Here is a 14,418-nt window from a genome sequence, read left to right as displayed (position 1 = left end):
TCCTCTACCCTGTATGTGCCGTCCGCTACGCTCTTCCGGCAAGCAACGGCATGCCTCCGTAGCTCAGGGGATAGAGCACCGCTCTCCTAAAGCGGGTGTCGCAGGTTCGAATCCTGCCGGGGGCGCCCTTCCCACCATACGAAAAAAGCCCCTGACCAGCGCGAACGCGGGCCAGGGGCTTTGGGCTGTATGCAGTTGTGTGCGGATGAATGCGGCTCAGTTCGGCTGGCCACCCCCAATACGCCCCCACGGAGGGCGCCCTCTCAGTCCTCCTCTCGCGCCTCGGTGATGCGGCGTCGCGCGGTCTCGTCCTGGCCGTCGATGCACTTGGCGTAGACCCTCAACAGGACTTCCACGCTGTGACCAGCCCATTCGGCGACTTGCGGGGCCGGGACACCGGCGTTGAGCCAGGTGGAAACGCAGGCGTGACGTAGGTCGTAGGGGCGTGCGGCCAGGGGTGAGGCGGCTTCACTGGCGCTCAGGGCGTCCTGGCGAGCCTTGCGCCAGGCACGCCGGTAGGTGATGGCGGGTAGGTCTCCGCCACGGACGCCGTAGAACAGCAGCCCATGCGGCCCGTCGCCGAAGTCGGCGAGGTGCCGGCGAAGGATGCGGGTCAGCGCGGGCTCGCATGGCACGGTGCGCCCCTCTCCCTCGGCACGGTGTTTGAGGGCCCGTTTCTCGCGGGCCGTGCCGTCGTCGGTCCAGGCTGCGCCAGCGAATGGGTGGGCCTCGCTCAGGTGGATCTCTCCCCATGCGTCGGCGGGTTCCTCCTGTTCCTGGGTTGCCTTGTTGAGCACGAGAGCGGGCAAGGTCACATCCTGCTTACGCAGGCTCATCGCTTCCTCGGGACGAAGCGCGGCGTAATACATCAGCGCGAAGAAGGCCATGAGGCGCTTTCCGCTGGGCTGCTGGGTTTCCACCGCGGCCAACAGCGCCCGTGCCTGGGTGTGGTTGACGACGCTTCGCCGATCGACCTGGCCACTGGCGCGCGGAGGTGTCCACTTGAGCGAGCGGATGGGGTTCTCGTCGAGCAGGCCCTGTTCGACGGCGTAATCCATGGCGTTGGCCAGCAGCATGCGGTGTTTGCGGGCAGTGTTGGGCGCAACACTCTTGCCGGTGAGCCGGGACGTCCCTGCCGTCAACAGGGCCCGCGCGACGGCCGGGTCCACAAGGTCGGCTACTGGCCTCGTGTTCAGTGACAGCCAGCGCAGCGCGCCGGCTACTTCGTCGGGGGCGTTCGGCCGGTCCTTTGTGTTGAACCCCCACCGGTGCATGGCGCTGCGGAGGAACGCGGCATCGGACATGCCGCGATCCTCAATGATCATTGCGGGAGTTGCTGCGGTGAGGGCTCGGGCGATGTCCTGCCGATACTTGGCGGCAGCGTCCTTCCATTTCATGTCAACGTAGGAACAGGCGAAGTCGTACCAGCTCGTGGTGGCCCGTTTCGCCCGTCCCCAGGAGAGGGGTTCGCCGTTGGTCAGGCTGAACGCCTCACCGTTTCGGGCGGCGGTGATGAGTGAACTGCGGAAGGCGTCGGCCTGAGGTTCCCTCTTGAAGGTCTCGCGCCAGCGCTCGTTGTCGGTCCACCATTCAACGCGGTACGAGGTCGGTTCGCCGTGCTTGTTGCGGCGAGTCTCGATCTTCAGGACTTTGACTTTGTAGGTAGTCTTGCGCATCAAGCGGCGTCCCCACAGTCGTCGTACCAGCGGTCAAAGTCGGCACGGCGAATGCGCAGCTCACCGTTCGGAATCTTCTTGCACCGTGGCGCCCTTCCCTTCGCGCGCCACTCGTAGAACGTGCGCGGCGAAATCTGAAGAATGCGACAGATGTCAGCCACGGTGAGATCTGGGTCGGCGGTCTTCACCATCGCGTTTGGCCTCGTTTCTTAGTTGAGGCGGACATGAAGACGGCTCCGTCCCAGCGCGCCTGGGCGCGCGGAACGGAGCCGGGTTCGGTGATCGCGTTCGGTCGTCGGGGCTCAGGTGTCGTGTGCGGGAGGGGCTGAAACATCCCCGCATCCCCGCAACTCCGCATTTGTGGCTGTGAGCTGCGGTGATGCGTGCGGAGATGGGTGCGGTGGGGCTCGGTCCATCTCCGCAACTGGGGGGTCATCTCCGCACTGGGTGCGGAGATGCGGAGATGGACGATTGACGACGGCTCTCATCTCCGCAGGTGTTTGTGCAGGTCGTTGGCGGTTCTGCGGGGATGCGGCGTTGCGGAGATGTTTCAGCGCTTTTCGGATCGGGTCAGGCATGGCGCTCTCCCTGGTGGTGTTCGACCCAGAACACGTTGCGGTCGCCGCGGTGGTTTTTGGCTGAGCGGATGACGTAGTCGCCGCGCCATCGGCCGACTTGTCCGGTGAGCAGGCGTCCGAGGGCGAGCACGTTGGGTGGGCGGCCGGTGTGGGTGGTGATGAACTGGCCTTCCCACCGGTCGTCTTCGTCGAAGCCGATCCGGTCGGGCTCACCCGAGGCGCGTAGTTCGGCGGCGGTCATGTGCTGGTCACCATGCAGGGAGTGCCAGGTGGCCAGGAACGCGCGCCAGCGGGTCTCGTCTTCGTCGATCCCCCGGACGTCGGCGGCGTTAGCCAAGAATCCGTCGATCCCGTGGTGGGTCAGGAAACCACCGAGGGCCTGGGCCCAGGGCGTGAATTGCCGCATCGCCATCGTGTCGGCGCGCGGCGCTCCCTGCCGGGTCCAGTCCAATACCAGCACCAGCAGGTGCCACAACACAGTGAGCTGGTTAGCCGGGGTGGTAATCCACTGGTCCAGGTGTGGGATGCCGAAGCGGCTTTGGTCGCGCTGTTCGGGGCGGGGCATGTTGGGGTCCAGGTGCACCCGCACGGTGCGCGACGCCATGTCTCCGCCAACCTGAAGGTTGTTGCCGGTAGCCATCCACAGCCGGTCGTTGACGGTGGCGATGTTGCGGGACGCCCCCAATTGGCGGTCCGACCACACGCCAGCGGTGACCAGCAGCGCCAGGGTGGCCGAGTCGATCACGGTGCCCTCGGCCAGGTTGTCCCACACCACCACCCCGACCTGTTCGGCCAGCACAGCGGTGATGCTTTTGCGCAGTTCTTCTTCGGTGTAGGCCCAGGGGATGACGCGCTGGCCATACAGCATGCCGGGGCCGCCGGTCAGGATGGATTTCCCGGAGGCGGGCATGGTCGCGTCGATCAACGCGAACGGCGTCAGCGAGCGAGTGAAGTGCCGCAAGATCGGCGTGACCAGCAACGCGATGTAGTTCGCCCGATCGGCCTTGCCCGCCCACGGAAAGTCACGCAAGAACCGGTGCAGCAGGAAGTCCCGCGCGGTATGCACCTGCTCTGGCGTGGGCTGGTCCGGCACCGGCGGAAGATCGACCTTGGACGCCAGGTATAGGCCGGTGGCCGAGTCGTAGCCGGGGCGCTGAAGCAAGGTGCCGTCACGGCGCAGCACCGGCGCGCCGATCACCCCGCGCAACGGCAACAAGCCGGGCCAGGTCTTGCCCGCCAACACCGAAGCCAGGATCTCGCGGGGCGGGGTGATCTCCTCCTCGTAGAATTCCGGGTCGCCGTTGCCGTTCTTGCGGGACCTCATCCGGTAGACGTAGGTGTGTTCGGCCAGCAGGCCCGCGAGGGTGGCCGGGGTGATCGGGCTGGCGGCGACCGGCAGCGGTGAGTCTTCATCGGCGGCCGGGCTGGTCTGCCCGCCCGACACGGTCTCCATGTGAACCAGGGCCCCGGCCGACACGTAGGTGTCGGGAAGCAGGTTGTCGGCCAGGGCGGCTTTGAGGACGCGGATGGTTTCGGGGCCGGAACCGGCTTGCAGGCGCGGCGGGGTGGTCATGCGGGGACCTTCCGGGGACGATTGGCACCGGTGCGAAACCCTGACCGGATGGTGCGGAGCGCGGCCATCTCGGCCAGGCCGGTGCCTGTCGCGGCGTTCAACAGCAGGTCTTCGGTTGCGGCGGCGTCCAGTGCGCCGCCGGCCACCAGTTGGCCGAGGGCGACCGCGGCGCCGTACAGGGTGGCGTTGCGGCGGCCTTGGGGTGCGGCGGCGATCGCGTTGAGGCTGGCGGTGATCGCGGCGTCCAGGTAGGCGCCGCGGCGCCCCGTGGCCAGGTTCACGACCACGGGGCGCTGCTCAGGCAGTGGGGCGGGGCGGAGCCGTTCGGCCAGCCAGCCGGGCAGCGGCGCCGGGTCGGGGGTGTGGATCACCTCGTAGGCCCCGGCGCCATCGGCCAGGTCTACGAAGCTGCCCGGCCCGACGACGTATCCGCCGTCGCCGCGGGTGTCGATCTTCCAGCCCAGGCCGTTGCCGTGCTCGTCGGAGGTGTTGGTCAACCGGATGTGGTCGGGGGCGGTGTAGTACAGGTGGAACCCACCGCGGCGGGTGCGGACCTGGAAGGTCTCCAGCGGCATCGCCTCCCCCGCCTCGGCGCACACCAGTGCGAACACGTCCGATCCGTTGGTGATGCCGGGGAGGGCACACCGGGGCGGCGGGTGTTCGCCGGGCTTGGGCACGTCGAGGTCGATCACCACCAGGCGCGACGGGCCGCAGGCGATGCCGATGTTGTAGGAACGGCGTGCCCAGATCCGCCGGATGGTGTCCGGGTCACAGGTGGCGGTGCGTTTCCAGGGCAGGCCCTTGGGCGGGACTTTGTCGCCGGGGGCGAGCGGGAAGACGTGCCAGCCACGGGCGGCGGCGGCCAGCGCGTAGCGCAGCAGCGTGCCAAGGCTGGGCTGTGACGGCGCGGTGGGTGTCATGCTGCGTTTTCTCCGGGGTTGTGCGAGGCGTCGTGCTCGTCGGCGGATGCGACGTGTTCGGGCCGGGCGCCCCGCCGATGCGTCGCGTCTGTCGGCGACAGACGCGACGCGTCGTGTTGCGCCGTGGTGGGACGCGACGCGTCGTGTAGGACCTCACGCGACGGGTCGGGCTCGCCAGTGAAGGCCGCCCATGCTCGGGTCACGGCACCAGACCCAGGGAACAGGTCGTCGAGGAAGTCGCCTGGGGCAGCGCAGAGCAGGTCGAAGATCCAGCGGCAGAACGCGGCGGGTTTGGCGCCGATGACTCGGCCGGGCAGGGTGGTCATCGGTGCGACGCCGTGTACGAGAGAGTCCACTCGACGCGTCGCGTCTGTCGCCGACAGACGCGACGGATCGGTGGGGCGCCCTTGTAGGTAAATGACTGGTTCCCAGGCGTTCAGCGGCCATCGGGAGGTGGTGGGGCGTTCGCCGCGGTGCCAGGCAGCGACGCGAACGCCGGGCGGGCACAGAGCCAGCACGGCGGGCAGCGCGGCGGCCGAGGTCGACAGCGCCCACCCGTCGTAGGTCGTCAGTCGGGCGATGAGCGCAGCGTGGTCAACCTCGCCGGCGTAGTCGGGGTGCCCGCGGTACAGCCGGGAGTTGCCCGGATAGGGAGGGTCGGCATAGGCCAGCCGTAGCGCGCGGCCGTCCGCGACGTCTCGCGCCGCGGGACCTGTGACGGTGCGGTTGAACCGGTGGCGTGCTTGCCGGCAGCGCACCGAACAGCAGACCGCATCACGCCGCATCGCCGGCGGGATCGGGCCCTGACACCAGGCGCACAGCCGTCGCGTCGCGCCGGCGTTACGCGACACGTCGCGCGCAGCTGGACCCGACGCGTCGTGGGCGGCCACGTTCGACGTTTCCGGGCCGGTCATGCAGCGTCCCATCCACTGGCTGGAGCCGACATGTCGTTCCAGAGGGCGTCGGTCCACTCGATCGCGCTGTGATCGCTCATGCGGCGTCCTTGGTGTCGTTGCCGGGGGTCAGGTCGAACAGCGGCGGGGTCTGGCGGCGGCGAAGTTCGGCCAGGGTGAGGGGGCGGGACTGCCCGCGGCGGCGTTCGCGCAGGATCGCCACGTCGCCCAGGTCGGTGCGGATGGTCGCTTCGGCGTGTTCGGCGGCGGCGTAGCGGTCGGGGAAGACCTGAAGCAGGTGTTTCCACTGCCGTTGCCCGGCGCGCACGCAGGCGCCACCGCAGTTGTTGTGGGCGAAGCCCAGGTCATACAGCCGTGGCGGGGTCAGGCCGAGGGACCGGGCCCAGTCGAGCATTTGAGCTTTGGTCAGGTGCGGCGGGTCGCACATGGGGAACTCCACCCGCCAGGGCGCCCAGCCCTTGACGATCGCAGGCGTGCGGTCCGCTTCAGACCAGTCGATCCCCACATACAGCACCGCGCCGGCGGGGTCGGCGTGCTCGTCCAGCCAGCGCCGGCACGGAATCTGCTTCAGATGCGCCGTGCAGGGCGCCAGCCGAGAGTTGCCCAGGAACCGCTGATCGGTGAACACCTGGAACGGGTCCCGGCCGTCCGCAACGCGGACCAGCTCGATCCCGAGCTGGGCGGCACTGTCAGCGAGGAACCGGTACAGGTCGTCGTCTTCCACCAGCGTGTCGGCGAACAGCAACACCAGGTTGTCGGTGCCGTGGGTGGCGGCGACACGCTGGGCGGCGGCCCACGAGCCGATCCCGCCGGAGTACTGGACGACATGCAAGGGTGCGGTCATGTCGCCTCATCTCCGGGGGTGATGACCAGTCCTTCGGGGGTCAGCACGTACTCGTGGCCGTGCTCGCACAGCCACAGGTCGCCCAGTTGGTCGGGCTCGATCGCGGCCCAGCACGTGACCGCGGTGTGGCAGTACGGACACGCGGGGCCGCTGGTGACCGGCCAGTGCGTGACCGGGATGGTCCAGTCGGCGGGGCAGGTGCGGCAGTGCCAGACGTTGACCTGGCCGCCGTCGATGCGGTCGGCGGGGCCGATGAACACCACGTCGGTGGTGGTCTGGCAGGTGGGGCAGTCGGGGGCGTTCAGCACCGGCCACTGATCGGCCGGCGGGAAAGCAGAGGCCATGACAGATTCCCTTCCGGAGGGCGGGCAGCAGAAGGCCCCGGGACCGAGCGGGTTCCGGTGCGGCGGGGCCAGGGGGTCAGTGGTCACGGTGGCCGGTGGCGCGGGCGCCGGGGCGTAGTTCGCGGCGGGTGCCGCCGCAGCGGCGGCACAGCCGCATGGTGTGGGTGAAGAAGTGGCCGCGGTGCAGGCCGGTGCCGTCGCAGGCGCGGCAGGTGCGCAGCGGGTGCAGCCGGACCGAGACCAAATGGGCGATGAGCCAGATGAACCCGGCCAGCGCCAGCAGCAGCCACAGGCCCGCCCCGCCGCCGCGTCCGGTGTCCGGTGGTGGAGAGGCCGGGGCCGGCGACGGAGTCAGCGCCAGGGCGGTGAGGGTAAGGGTCGTGGGTGGTGACGAGGGCAGCATGGTGCCTCCGCTTGGCAGTTGAGAGTGAGGGACGCGCGAGCCGAGTACGTGCACGCGAGGCGCCTGGAAGCGGCGGGTGGTTACGCAGCGTGTAGCGGGTGAACTGTCCGGGCGGGAACTGTCCAACTGTCCGGCGTGGGCGGGTGTTCGCGTCCACGCGTGCGCGTTGGGGCCGGTCGGACAGTTGGGTCGGACAGTTCGCCGGACAGTTGGGTGGACAGTTCCGCCCCGGGCTGCGGTCACGTGGCGTGGTCGTCGGGGGCGTGGTCGGGTAGGTAGTAGCGGGCCGCTTTGCCTTGCCCGGCGCTGGTGATGATCCCGTCGCGGCGTAGGGCGCCCAGGTGCTCGGCGACGGTGGAGCGGCTCATCTTCAGGTGCTTGACCAGTTCGTCGCGGCGGGCGCCCTTGGTGCCGCGTTCGGCCAGCAAGTCGGTGACGGCCTGGACGACCGATGCGGGCACCGTGGTGTTGTCGATCCGCTCGCGGGCGGCCTTGAGATCCTCCAGCGAGGTGGCCTGTTCGGGCGGTGGGAGGGTTTCGGCGATGAACTCGTCCAGTTGTTCCACCAGCCCCTTGGCGGCCTCGTCCACCGCGGCGTCGTCGGCAGGGTCGAACCCCCACCCCTGGTCACGGCTACCCGTCCGGTCGGGGTGGGTTTGCCGATCGGGGTCGTGGCCGTCCGGGCGGGCGGAGCGGCCATCAGGGGCCTCACTGCCCCCGCGGCGATGGTCGCCGCCGCGGTGGTCGGGGTTGCCGGTCCGCCGAGTCGTCGCGGTCGTGGTGGTGGGGGTGGGGTGGTGGTCGGTGTAGCCGGGCAGGTCGGTGGCGATGTGGGGTTCCAAGTGGGCGGTGGCGGGGCCGTAGGCGGCGGCCAGCGCTTGGACGGTTTTGGGGTCGTACAGGGCGCGGGTGCGGCCGGCCTGCCAGGTGCCGCCTTGGCGGACCAGCAGGATGACGCCTTGGGCGTCGCCGCCGTAGGTGGACATGTCGGGGCAGCCGGTGACCTCCCAGTCGGGCAGGGCCTTGGCCATCTCCTTGGTGTTGGCGACACGGCCGACGATGGTGGTGTAGGCGTTGGCCTTGCCTTCCTTAGAGCCGGTGTGCTGGACCACGTCGCGCTGCTTGGCGGTGATCAGCACCACCCCGAGCGAGCGGCCCCGCTTGTGGATTTTGTCCAGGACGGGTTTGATGTCGGCGGCGACGGCGGAGTGGAATCCGGTTGCGGTGTCCTGCTCGTCCACGATCACCTGTACCACCGGTGAGGTGGCCGAGGGGACCAGGGTGCCGCCGGCCAGGTCGATGGCGCGCTCGTCCAGCAGCGCATCGATCCACTCGAAGATCGCAAGGGCCTTGTCCTCCTCGCCGACCCCGGCGTAGTCGTGCAGGTGCTCGCGCCACAGGGTGGGGATGACGCCCTTGCCCAGGTCGATCGCGACGGTCAGCACGTCGGAGCGTTCGGCGCCTTGCTGGACGATGTTGGACAGGGTGTTGGTCTTGCCGCCGCCGTTGGACCCGACGATGTCCACGTGCCGGGCGCCGCCCTCGTCGAACACCACCAGGGTGAGGTCGTCGCCGGTCTCGGGGTCGGTGCCCAGGATGTAGGGGCCGTCCAGGATCGACCGCTGCCCCTTGCCAGCCGCGGCAGCCTCGGCGGGGACCGGGGTGCCGTCGTGGGCGGTGACGGCAGGGTGCGGCACGATGTTCGACCAAAGGTCTACCAACTGGATGATGATCCAGGCGATCCGGGCGTTTTTGCGGTGGGTGCGGATGCGGACCTGATCGGCGCCGATGCCGTAGCAGCGGGCGATCTGTTCGGCCAGGTCACCGCGTTCCAGCCGAGACGCGGACGGCCCCTCGACTCCGAGGTCGATTTTGAACTTGACGCCGGTGCGGGTGCGTTCGGTGCGCAGCAGCCGCGAACCCTCCAGCCCGGCCAGACCGGCGATGGTCTCCCACTTGGCTTGGGCCTCGGCGAACCGGCGCCGCTCCTTCAGCACGTCGGACCAGGTGTAGGCCGACCATGCGGTGGTGGCGGTGAGGGTGTAGCCCAGCAGGGTGGGCAGGTTGGTGATGCCGGTGGTGGCTGCGGTGGCGAACCATGCCGGGATCCCGGCGGCGATGGCGGCGATGGCGCCGGAGTAGCGGGGCGATCCGTGGGTCTTGTAGGTGGCCACCCAGGCGGCCAGCGCGGCCGGCGGCGCGAACGCGCCCAGCAGCAGCGCATCACCGGCGGCGTACTCGTGCGCCAGGTGACCGGCGGGGTAGAGGGCGGCCAGGCCGGTGCCCAGGCCGCGGGTGTCGGGTGAGGCCAGCATCCAGCGGATGTAGCCGCGGGCGGCGGCGCGGGCCAGCGGCCCGGCTACCGGGTGCCGCGGCGCCACCTGGTGGGCGATGACGGCCGGGTACAGCGGGTCGAACATCTCGGCATCGGTGTAGCGGTCACGGCGGCGGCCCCCGAAGCGACCGCGCCCCGCGCTGCGGCGCTGCGGGCGGCCGAAGGCGGGGCGGGCGGGACGACGAATCATGCGAGCGAACTCCCTTGCAGGACGGGCACGCCAACGGCCGTGCCACCTCCCGGGGTCGGGGCGGTGGCACGGCCGGTGCGCGGGAACTGGCAGGTGGTTAGGCGGCTCGGTGTCCGCGGCGGGGGGTGCCGATGATGCGGATGCCGCGGGCGGCGATGGTGCGGGCGTCTTCGAAGTAGTCGGCGAAGTGGGCCGCCGCGGTGCGGGCGGCGTGTTCGGCGTCGGCCAGGTCGTCGGCCAGGTACTCGAACTGGAGCACGATCGCCGGCGGCATGCCGCGGCGGGTCAACTCGCCGGTCCAGTCCTCGACGGCATCGGCCAGCCCGCCCATCAGGGCGGCGATGGCCAGGGCGGTGGCGATGAACTCGCCGTCTGAGTCGGGGGTCTCGAATTCGACGGTGTAGCGGCCGGGACGCCGGCCGCGGGGACGCGGAAGCATCCTCGGTTCATTCCTCTCAGAGTTGCGATGCAGGGGTTATTCGGGGTCGTCGCCGGTGAACTCGATCCCGGCGGCGGCGATCTCGCGCGCCTCGGCGAACCAGTTCTCAAACAAAGCGGTGGCCAGCGCGGTGCACGCAGCCCCATCCACCAGCCCCTCACTCACCTGCTCCAGCGGCCCGGTCACGACCGAGGGCAAGCGGCGGACCATCAGCTCGTCGGTCCAGTCCTCGACGGCGACCCCGATGCCGCGCAGCATCTGTTGCAGGTCCGCGCAGGCGTCCAGGAACTCCACATCGGTGCCGGGCGCGTCCAGGTTCAACGGCACCGCGGCCCGCATCCGCGACCGAGCCCGCCGCCGGCGAGCCGGGGCCCTGGACGCGCCACGCGTCCGGCCGCCAGCGGTGCCGCGGTGCGTGGGGCGGCCGGTGGAACCGGTGGACCCAGTGGGTCCGGGTGGCATTGGGATCGGTGTGTTCGGGGCGGAGGGATTAGATCCGGGCGGCAGCGGCCGCGGGGAGCGGCCGCGCGGCAGTGCCGTGGGCGTCGAGCCGCCCGGTAGCGGCGGCGCATCGCCGGGACGCTTGGTCTGTGGACCCTGCCCGCCACCGGGTGTGCTGGTGGCTGGCTCGGCGCCGTTCGTCGTGTTGGTGGGGCGGTTGCGGCGGCGCCAGAACGTCACGGTGCGGTCCTGGTCTCGGCGGCGTTGCCACCGCGACGCAGCCCCGTTGCGCACCGCCTGGCCGCGGCTCTTGACGCGGGGGGCGGTGCGGCGGACGGTTCGGCCGATTGCGCGTCCGCCCAGGTCGGCCACCGCATCGGCCAGCATGGTCTCCTCGGTGTGCGGAGCGCCAGCGGAGTTCCATGCCTTGACCAGCAGCGAATGTTGCCGGGGCTGTGCGCGGGGGCGCGGGTGGCGGGCGGCGCGGGACTGGCGCATGGCGTGCGCGCCGCCGGCGAACGCGGCTGAGCCCAGAAACAGCAGCTCGATCACCGGGGGTTCTCCTCACCGGCGGGGGCGCGGGTGCCGAGGTCAGGCGGCACGTCGTGCCCGCTGGGAACATCGTCGTCGTGGTTGGCGGGCAGGGGTGCGCGGCGGGCCTCGATGATGGAGACGCTCACTAGGAGCAGCAGCCACAGCGACCATTGCCCGGCGGTGGTCCACCACAGCGGCCAGCCCAACGCCACGTTGGCGATACCGGGTCCGGCCAGCAGGAACGCCAGCGTGCCCAGGGTGGGCCGGTTGGCCCACAGCCGGACCAGCACGGCCCGTGGGCGGCGCGGTCGGGGGCGTGTGGGGGCGGTCATGCGAACCACCCGTCGATGGAGTTGGACAGCGAGTTCAGCGCGGCCACCAGCTTGGCTCCGATCGGGGTGGAGGCGGCCAGCAGCCCCCACGAGCACAGCGCGAGCAGCATCACGTAGGAGACCTGGCGGGCCCAGATCATGAAGATCAGCCCGCCGGTCAGCAGGGCCAGCAGAATCATGGAGATCGTCCCTTCGGTCGGGGGGAGACAGCAGGGGGTTCGGCGGTCCGTACCACCGATCCCGCCCACGCCGACCACCCCGGCACAGCGCAGGCCGTGTCGGGGTGAGGGTGTGGGCGAGATCCGCAAGACGGGCCGGTGATGTGGGGTCAGGTGCCGTGTGGCAGTTCGGCCAGGGGCCGGGGTTCGGCGGGGCCTTGCCCGTTGGGGTGGTGGTCGCGCAGTTCTTGGTAGCGGGCGGCGACCCAGCCGATGGACCAGCCGCACCGCTGCGCGGCGGCGCGTACCGACAGCCCCGCCACAAACGCGGCGGTCACGATCTGCCGGGCTTGGTCTTCGGGGAGCTTGCCGGCGGCGGGCCCGGCCGCCAACAGCGCTTGGCGCTGGCGTTCGGCGCGCTCGGCGTGTTCACGTTCGGCACGTTGCCGGGCCTGTTCACGTTCGCGTTCACGCGCCTGGGCTTGGTCGCGTTCGCGTTGGCGTTCACGCTCGCACTGTTCACGCTCGCGTTCGAGACGTTCGCGTTCGGCCTGCCGGGCGCGTTCAGCTTCCTCGGCGCGACGGCGTTCCTCGGCCGCCAGCCACTCGCGTCGCTCAGCCTCCTGGCGGGCCATCTCGGCCTCATGCTCGCGTTGCTCACGCGCCAGTCGAGCCTGATGCTCGCGCTCCTCACGGACGCGGCGTTCCTCGGTCTCGGCGCGCTCGCGGGCGGCGCGCTCGCGGGCGGCGGCCTCGGCCTGCTGGCGTTTGGTCTGGGCGGCCAGCGCGGCGGTGATGGCGCGTCGGTAAGCCAGGCCAGTTTCGGCGGTCACGATCAACAGCAGCGGCGCCACCGCATGCACTGCCACCCCCACCGGGTCCTTCTTCAGCGCCGAATCTGCGATGTTGAGGGCCAGGGTGATGGTGCCGGTGATCCACCGCAGCGCCACCGGCCAGCGACCACCGTGATGGCCGAGACGCGACAGCACCGCATCCAGCCGGACGACGATGACCACGGCGGCGTCCACCACCAGCGGCAGGATCGGCGCGGTCCAGTCCCAGTCATCGGCGGTGTGCCTGCGCATCAACGGGGTGACGGTCAGCACCGAGTACAGCATCGCGCCGCACACGATCAACCACGTGCCGGCCGACAGCATCCGCTCGGCTGAACGGATCTGTTCGGCGTTCATCGCACTGTTCACCGCAGGCGGGGTAGCCGTGAACGCGGTGAACGCTTGGTCCGATCGTGGTGAACGCTCACCGGTCGGCGCGGGGTGGGTGTTCATCAGGACTCTCCTTCACAACGCCGGCACCCCACCCGCGGGCCGATCGGCTCGGGGTGGGGTGCCGCATCGGTGAACAGCAACCAGCGGGGTCAGGTGCGTCGGTATCGGGCCAGCACGCTGAACGCAGCGACCGCGGCCAGCACCGAGACCAGCAGCGCGGCGGGTGGACGCATGGCGGTCAGGTGCGTGCACACCAGCCACACCACACCGGCGGTGATGCCGGTCAGCAGCAGCACGTCGATCAGTGCCAGATGGGCCCTCCAGCGGGTCCACATCAGCGCGCACCGCGGTTCTGAGGGCGAGGACGACCAGCCCTGGCATACACGTCGGCAAGCCCGGTCTCGGGGTCCAGATGCTCGGCGAGGTCAGCGAGCTGGTCAGCACGGTCTCGGTGAAGCAGTGCCTGGCAGATGGAGTCGGCGGCGGCCGGGGCCGGGGCCAGCGCGGTCAGCGGCAGCCACAGCGCGCCCCCGCCGGCCATCAGCGGGGTGCCGTCGTAGATCAGCGCCCACGGCACTGGGCAGGCCGGGTCGGTGATCCAGCCCAGTACGGCCAGTGGGCCGGTGCCGCTGGCGGGGTCGGTGTGCCACACGGTGGCGCCGGGGGCGTACCAGCGGCGCGTGATCCGCCACCGCCACACCCGCCAGGAGTGGGGCCGGGACACCTCATACCGGCCCGACACCCAGGTGGCCAGGGCGCTGGCCAGTCCTCCGGCGCCGACCACGGCCAGCGCCACCAGGGCGGCAACGGCCGTGAGTCGGGCGGGGACGGTTGCCAGGACCGGGGCAGCGAGCCCGGCCCCGATCAGCGCGAAGGTGGCCGCGAATGCGGCGCGGGTACGGCGGTCGGTCCGGTCGCGCCGGTGCAGCGCGGCCAGGTCCGCAGCCCGCGTGGCGTCGCGGTCGGCAGAGGTAGAGGAATGGGAGGTCAGGGACGAAGGCATGGCGGCTCCTTGCCACGAGGTGAGAGGGGAAGAACGGCGACCTTCGGTCACGCGAAAGGTCTGGCGTTCTGGCCCGTCCCGGACACACACGTTCCGGGACGAGGCACAGCGTCAGGCCGCGGACACCTCGGCATCGGCCGGCGGGTAGGCCAGTGCCCACAGGTTCGGTACGGGCAGCAGGCCAAAGCGATGCACCTGGGCGACCAGCGTGCGGGCGGTGTCGTTCGACAGGTGCAGCCGCCGCGCGACCTCGGTGGGGTGATGACCAGCGGTCAGGATCTGAGCAGCGGCCAGAAGGCGTTCGGTCCCAGTCAGCGCCACCCGCCGTGCACCGGCGGCGGCGATCTCAACCGCGATCGGATCCACGATCCCGTCGTCCGGTAGCACCCACGGCGAGGGCATCCCACGGCCCCGGTCGGCCGAGGGCTCGGAAGTGTTCAGTGCGGAGGCGGTCACAGCGGTGTCCTTTCACAGCAGGTCAGCACGGTCGAAACGGAAAAGGCCAGAC

The 14,418-nt window shown here is 70.4% G+C and carries 17 protein-coding genes and 1 tRNA gene; 1 reads left to right on the top strand and 17 read right to left on the bottom strand.

All coding sequences use genetic code 11. The features are described from left to right. Positions 1–52 precede the first annotated feature (52 nt). Positions 53–125 (top strand) — tRNA-Arg (locus tag ABD333_RS40010). A gap of 138 nt (positions 126–263) precedes the next feature. Here the strand turns inward: ABD333_RS40010 and ABD333_RS40005 are convergent. The 17 genes from ABD333_RS40005 to ABD333_RS39925 all read right to left on the bottom strand — a co-directional run bounded on the left by ABD333_RS40005 (position 264) and on the right by ABD333_RS39925 (position 14,366). After that, entirely contained in the window at positions 264–1,676 is a 1,413-nt protein-coding gene (locus ABD333_RS40005; RefSeq protein WP_344547839.1) for a tyrosine-type recombinase/integrase, read from the bottom strand. Beyond that, the gene (locus ABD333_RS40000) at positions 1,676–1,867 is read right to left on the bottom strand and encodes a helix-turn-helix transcriptional regulator (protein WP_344547838.1); all 192 of its coding nucleotides are present in this window, start codon (positions 1,865–1,867) and stop codon (positions 1,676–1,678) included. The genes ABD333_RS40005 and ABD333_RS40000 overlap by 1 nt, the downstream gene beginning before the upstream one ends. Before the next feature lie 379 nt (positions 1,868–2,246). Continuing rightward, positions 2,247–3,827: a hypothetical protein gene (locus ABD333_RS39995; RefSeq protein WP_344547837.1), complete on the bottom strand. Its 1,581-nt coding sequence runs from the start codon at positions 3,825–3,827 to the stop codon at positions 2,247–2,249. After that, complete coding sequence (locus ABD333_RS39990; protein ID WP_344547836.1) at positions 3,824–4,747, bottom strand: bifunctional DNA primase/polymerase; 924 nt, start codon at positions 4,745–4,747, stop codon at positions 3,824–3,826. Before ABD333_RS39990 ends, ABD333_RS39995 begins: the two co-directional genes overlap by 4 nt. Next, a complete protein-coding gene (locus ABD333_RS39985; protein ID WP_344547835.1) occupies positions 4,744–5,661 on the bottom strand; it encodes a hypothetical protein in 918 nt (305 codons plus the stop codon). Before ABD333_RS39985 ends, ABD333_RS39990 begins: the two co-directional genes overlap by 4 nt. A gap of 76 nt (positions 5,662–5,737) precedes the next feature. Beyond that, complete coding sequence (locus ABD333_RS39980) at positions 5,738–6,505, bottom strand: hypothetical protein (protein WP_344547834.1); 768 nt, start codon at positions 6,503–6,505, stop codon at positions 5,738–5,740. Further along, positions 6,502–6,849, bottom strand: a complete 348-nt coding sequence (locus tag ABD333_RS39975; RefSeq protein ID WP_344547833.1) for a hypothetical protein — start codon at positions 6,847–6,849, stop codon at positions 6,502–6,504. Before ABD333_RS39975 ends, ABD333_RS39980 begins: the two co-directional genes overlap by 4 nt. Positions 6,850–6,925: 76 nt before the next feature. Then, positions 6,926–7,252, bottom strand: coding sequence for a hypothetical protein (locus ABD333_RS39970; RefSeq protein WP_344547832.1), 327 nt, complete (start codon positions 7,250–7,252; stop codon positions 6,926–6,928). A 239-nt stretch (positions 7,253–7,491) separates the two neighbouring features. Then, positions 7,492–9,777 (bottom strand): winged helix-turn-helix domain-containing protein, encoded by a 2,286-nt coding sequence (locus ABD333_RS39965; RefSeq protein ID WP_344547831.1) that lies wholly within the window; start codon positions 9,775–9,777, stop codon positions 7,492–7,494. Between the two features lie 97 nt (positions 9,778–9,874). Further along, the gene (locus ABD333_RS39960; RefSeq protein ID WP_344547830.1) at positions 9,875–10,216 is read right to left on the bottom strand and encodes a hypothetical protein; all 342 of its coding nucleotides are present in this window, start codon (positions 10,214–10,216) and stop codon (positions 9,875–9,877) included. A gap of 36 nt (positions 10,217–10,252) precedes the next feature. Further along, positions 10,253–11,209 carry a hypothetical protein gene (locus ABD333_RS39955; RefSeq protein ID WP_344547829.1) on the bottom strand — a complete coding sequence of 319 codons (957 nt, stop codon included), beginning with the start codon at positions 11,207–11,209 and terminating at the stop codon, positions 10,253–10,255. Continuing rightward, positions 11,206–11,523, bottom strand: a complete 318-nt coding sequence (locus ABD333_RS39950; protein ID WP_344547828.1) for a hypothetical protein — start codon at positions 11,521–11,523, stop codon at positions 11,206–11,208. The genes ABD333_RS39955 and ABD333_RS39950 overlap by 4 nt, the downstream gene beginning before the upstream one ends. After that, positions 11,520–11,702, bottom strand: a complete 183-nt coding sequence (locus ABD333_RS39945; protein ID WP_344547827.1) for a hypothetical protein — start codon at positions 11,700–11,702, stop codon at positions 11,520–11,522. The genes ABD333_RS39950 and ABD333_RS39945 overlap by 4 nt, the downstream gene beginning before the upstream one ends. 149 nt (positions 11,703–11,851) lie before the next feature. Next, entirely contained in the window at positions 11,852–12,967 is a 1,116-nt protein-coding gene (locus tag ABD333_RS39940) for a hypothetical protein (protein ID WP_344547826.1), read from the bottom strand. An 89-nt stretch (positions 12,968–13,056) separates the two neighbouring features. After that, positions 13,057–13,242 carry a hypothetical protein gene (locus ABD333_RS39935; RefSeq protein WP_344547825.1) on the bottom strand — a complete coding sequence of 62 codons (186 nt, stop codon included), beginning with the start codon at positions 13,240–13,242 and terminating at the stop codon, positions 13,057–13,059. After that, a complete protein-coding gene (locus tag ABD333_RS39930; RefSeq protein WP_344547824.1) occupies positions 13,242–13,910 on the bottom strand; it encodes a hypothetical protein in 669 nt (222 codons plus the stop codon). Before ABD333_RS39930 ends, ABD333_RS39935 begins: the two co-directional genes overlap by 1 nt. 111 nt (positions 13,911–14,021) lie before the next feature. Next, a complete protein-coding gene (locus ABD333_RS39925; RefSeq protein WP_344547823.1) occupies positions 14,022–14,366 on the bottom strand; it encodes a hypothetical protein in 345 nt (114 codons plus the stop codon). Positions 14,367–14,418: the final 52 nt, after the last annotated feature.

Source organism: Actinomadura fulvescens (genome assembly GCF_039533225.1).
Taxonomy (GTDB): domain Bacteria; phylum Actinomycetota; class Actinomycetes; order Streptosporangiales; family Streptosporangiaceae; genus Spirillospora; species Spirillospora fulvescens.
This window is presented reverse-complemented; position numbering and strand designations above follow the sequence as displayed.

Coding starts and splice junctions, on each gene's coding strand:
- ABD333_RS40005 (WP_344547839.1), bottom strand. CDS start 1,676: ATGCGCAAGACTACCTACAAAGTCAAAGTCCTGAAGATCGAGACTCGC.
- ABD333_RS40000 (WP_344547838.1), bottom strand. CDS start 1,867: ATGGTGAAGACCGCCGACCCAGATCTCACCGTGGCTGACATCTGTCGC.
- ABD333_RS39995 (WP_344547837.1), bottom strand. CDS start 3,827: ATGACCACCCCGCCGCGCCTGCAAGCCGGTTCCGGCCCCGAAACCATC.
- ABD333_RS39990 (WP_344547836.1), bottom strand. CDS start 4,747: ATGACACCCACCGCGCCGTCACAGCCCAGCCTTGGCACGCTGCTGCGC.
- ABD333_RS39985 (WP_344547835.1), bottom strand. CDS start 5,661: ATGACCGGCCCGGAAACGTCGAACGTGGCCGCCCACGACGCGTCGGGT.
- ABD333_RS39980 (WP_344547834.1), bottom strand. CDS start 6,505: ATGACCGCACCCTTGCATGTCGTCCAGTACTCCGGCGGGATCGGCTCG.
- ABD333_RS39975 (WP_344547833.1), bottom strand. CDS start 6,849: ATGGCCTCTGCTTTCCCGCCGGCCGATCAGTGGCCGGTGCTGAACGCC.
- ABD333_RS39970 (WP_344547832.1), bottom strand. CDS start 7,252: ATGCTGCCCTCGTCACCACCCACGACCCTTACCCTCACCGCCCTGGCG.
- ABD333_RS39965 (WP_344547831.1), bottom strand. CDS start 9,777: ATGATTCGTCGTCCCGCCCGCCCCGCCTTCGGCCGCCCGCAGCGCCGC.
- ABD333_RS39960 (WP_344547830.1), bottom strand. CDS start 10,216: ATGCTTCCGCGTCCCCGCGGCCGGCGTCCCGGCCGCTACACCGTCGAA.
- ABD333_RS39950 (WP_344547828.1), bottom strand. CDS start 11,523: ATGACCGCCCCCACACGCCCCCGACCGCGCCGCCCACGGGCCGTGCTG.
- ABD333_RS39945 (WP_344547827.1), bottom strand. CDS start 11,702: ATGATTCTGCTGGCCCTGCTGACCGGCGGGCTGATCTTCATGATCTGG.
- ABD333_RS39940 (WP_344547826.1), bottom strand. CDS start 12,967: ATGAACACCCACCCCGCGCCGACCGGTGAGCGTTCACCACGATCGGAC.
- ABD333_RS39935 (WP_344547825.1), bottom strand. CDS start 13,242: ATGTGGACCCGCTGGAGGGCCCATCTGGCACTGATCGACGTGCTGCTG.
- ABD333_RS39930 (WP_344547824.1), bottom strand. CDS start 13,910: ATGCCTTCGTCCCTGACCTCCCATTCCTCTACCTCTGCCGACCGCGAC.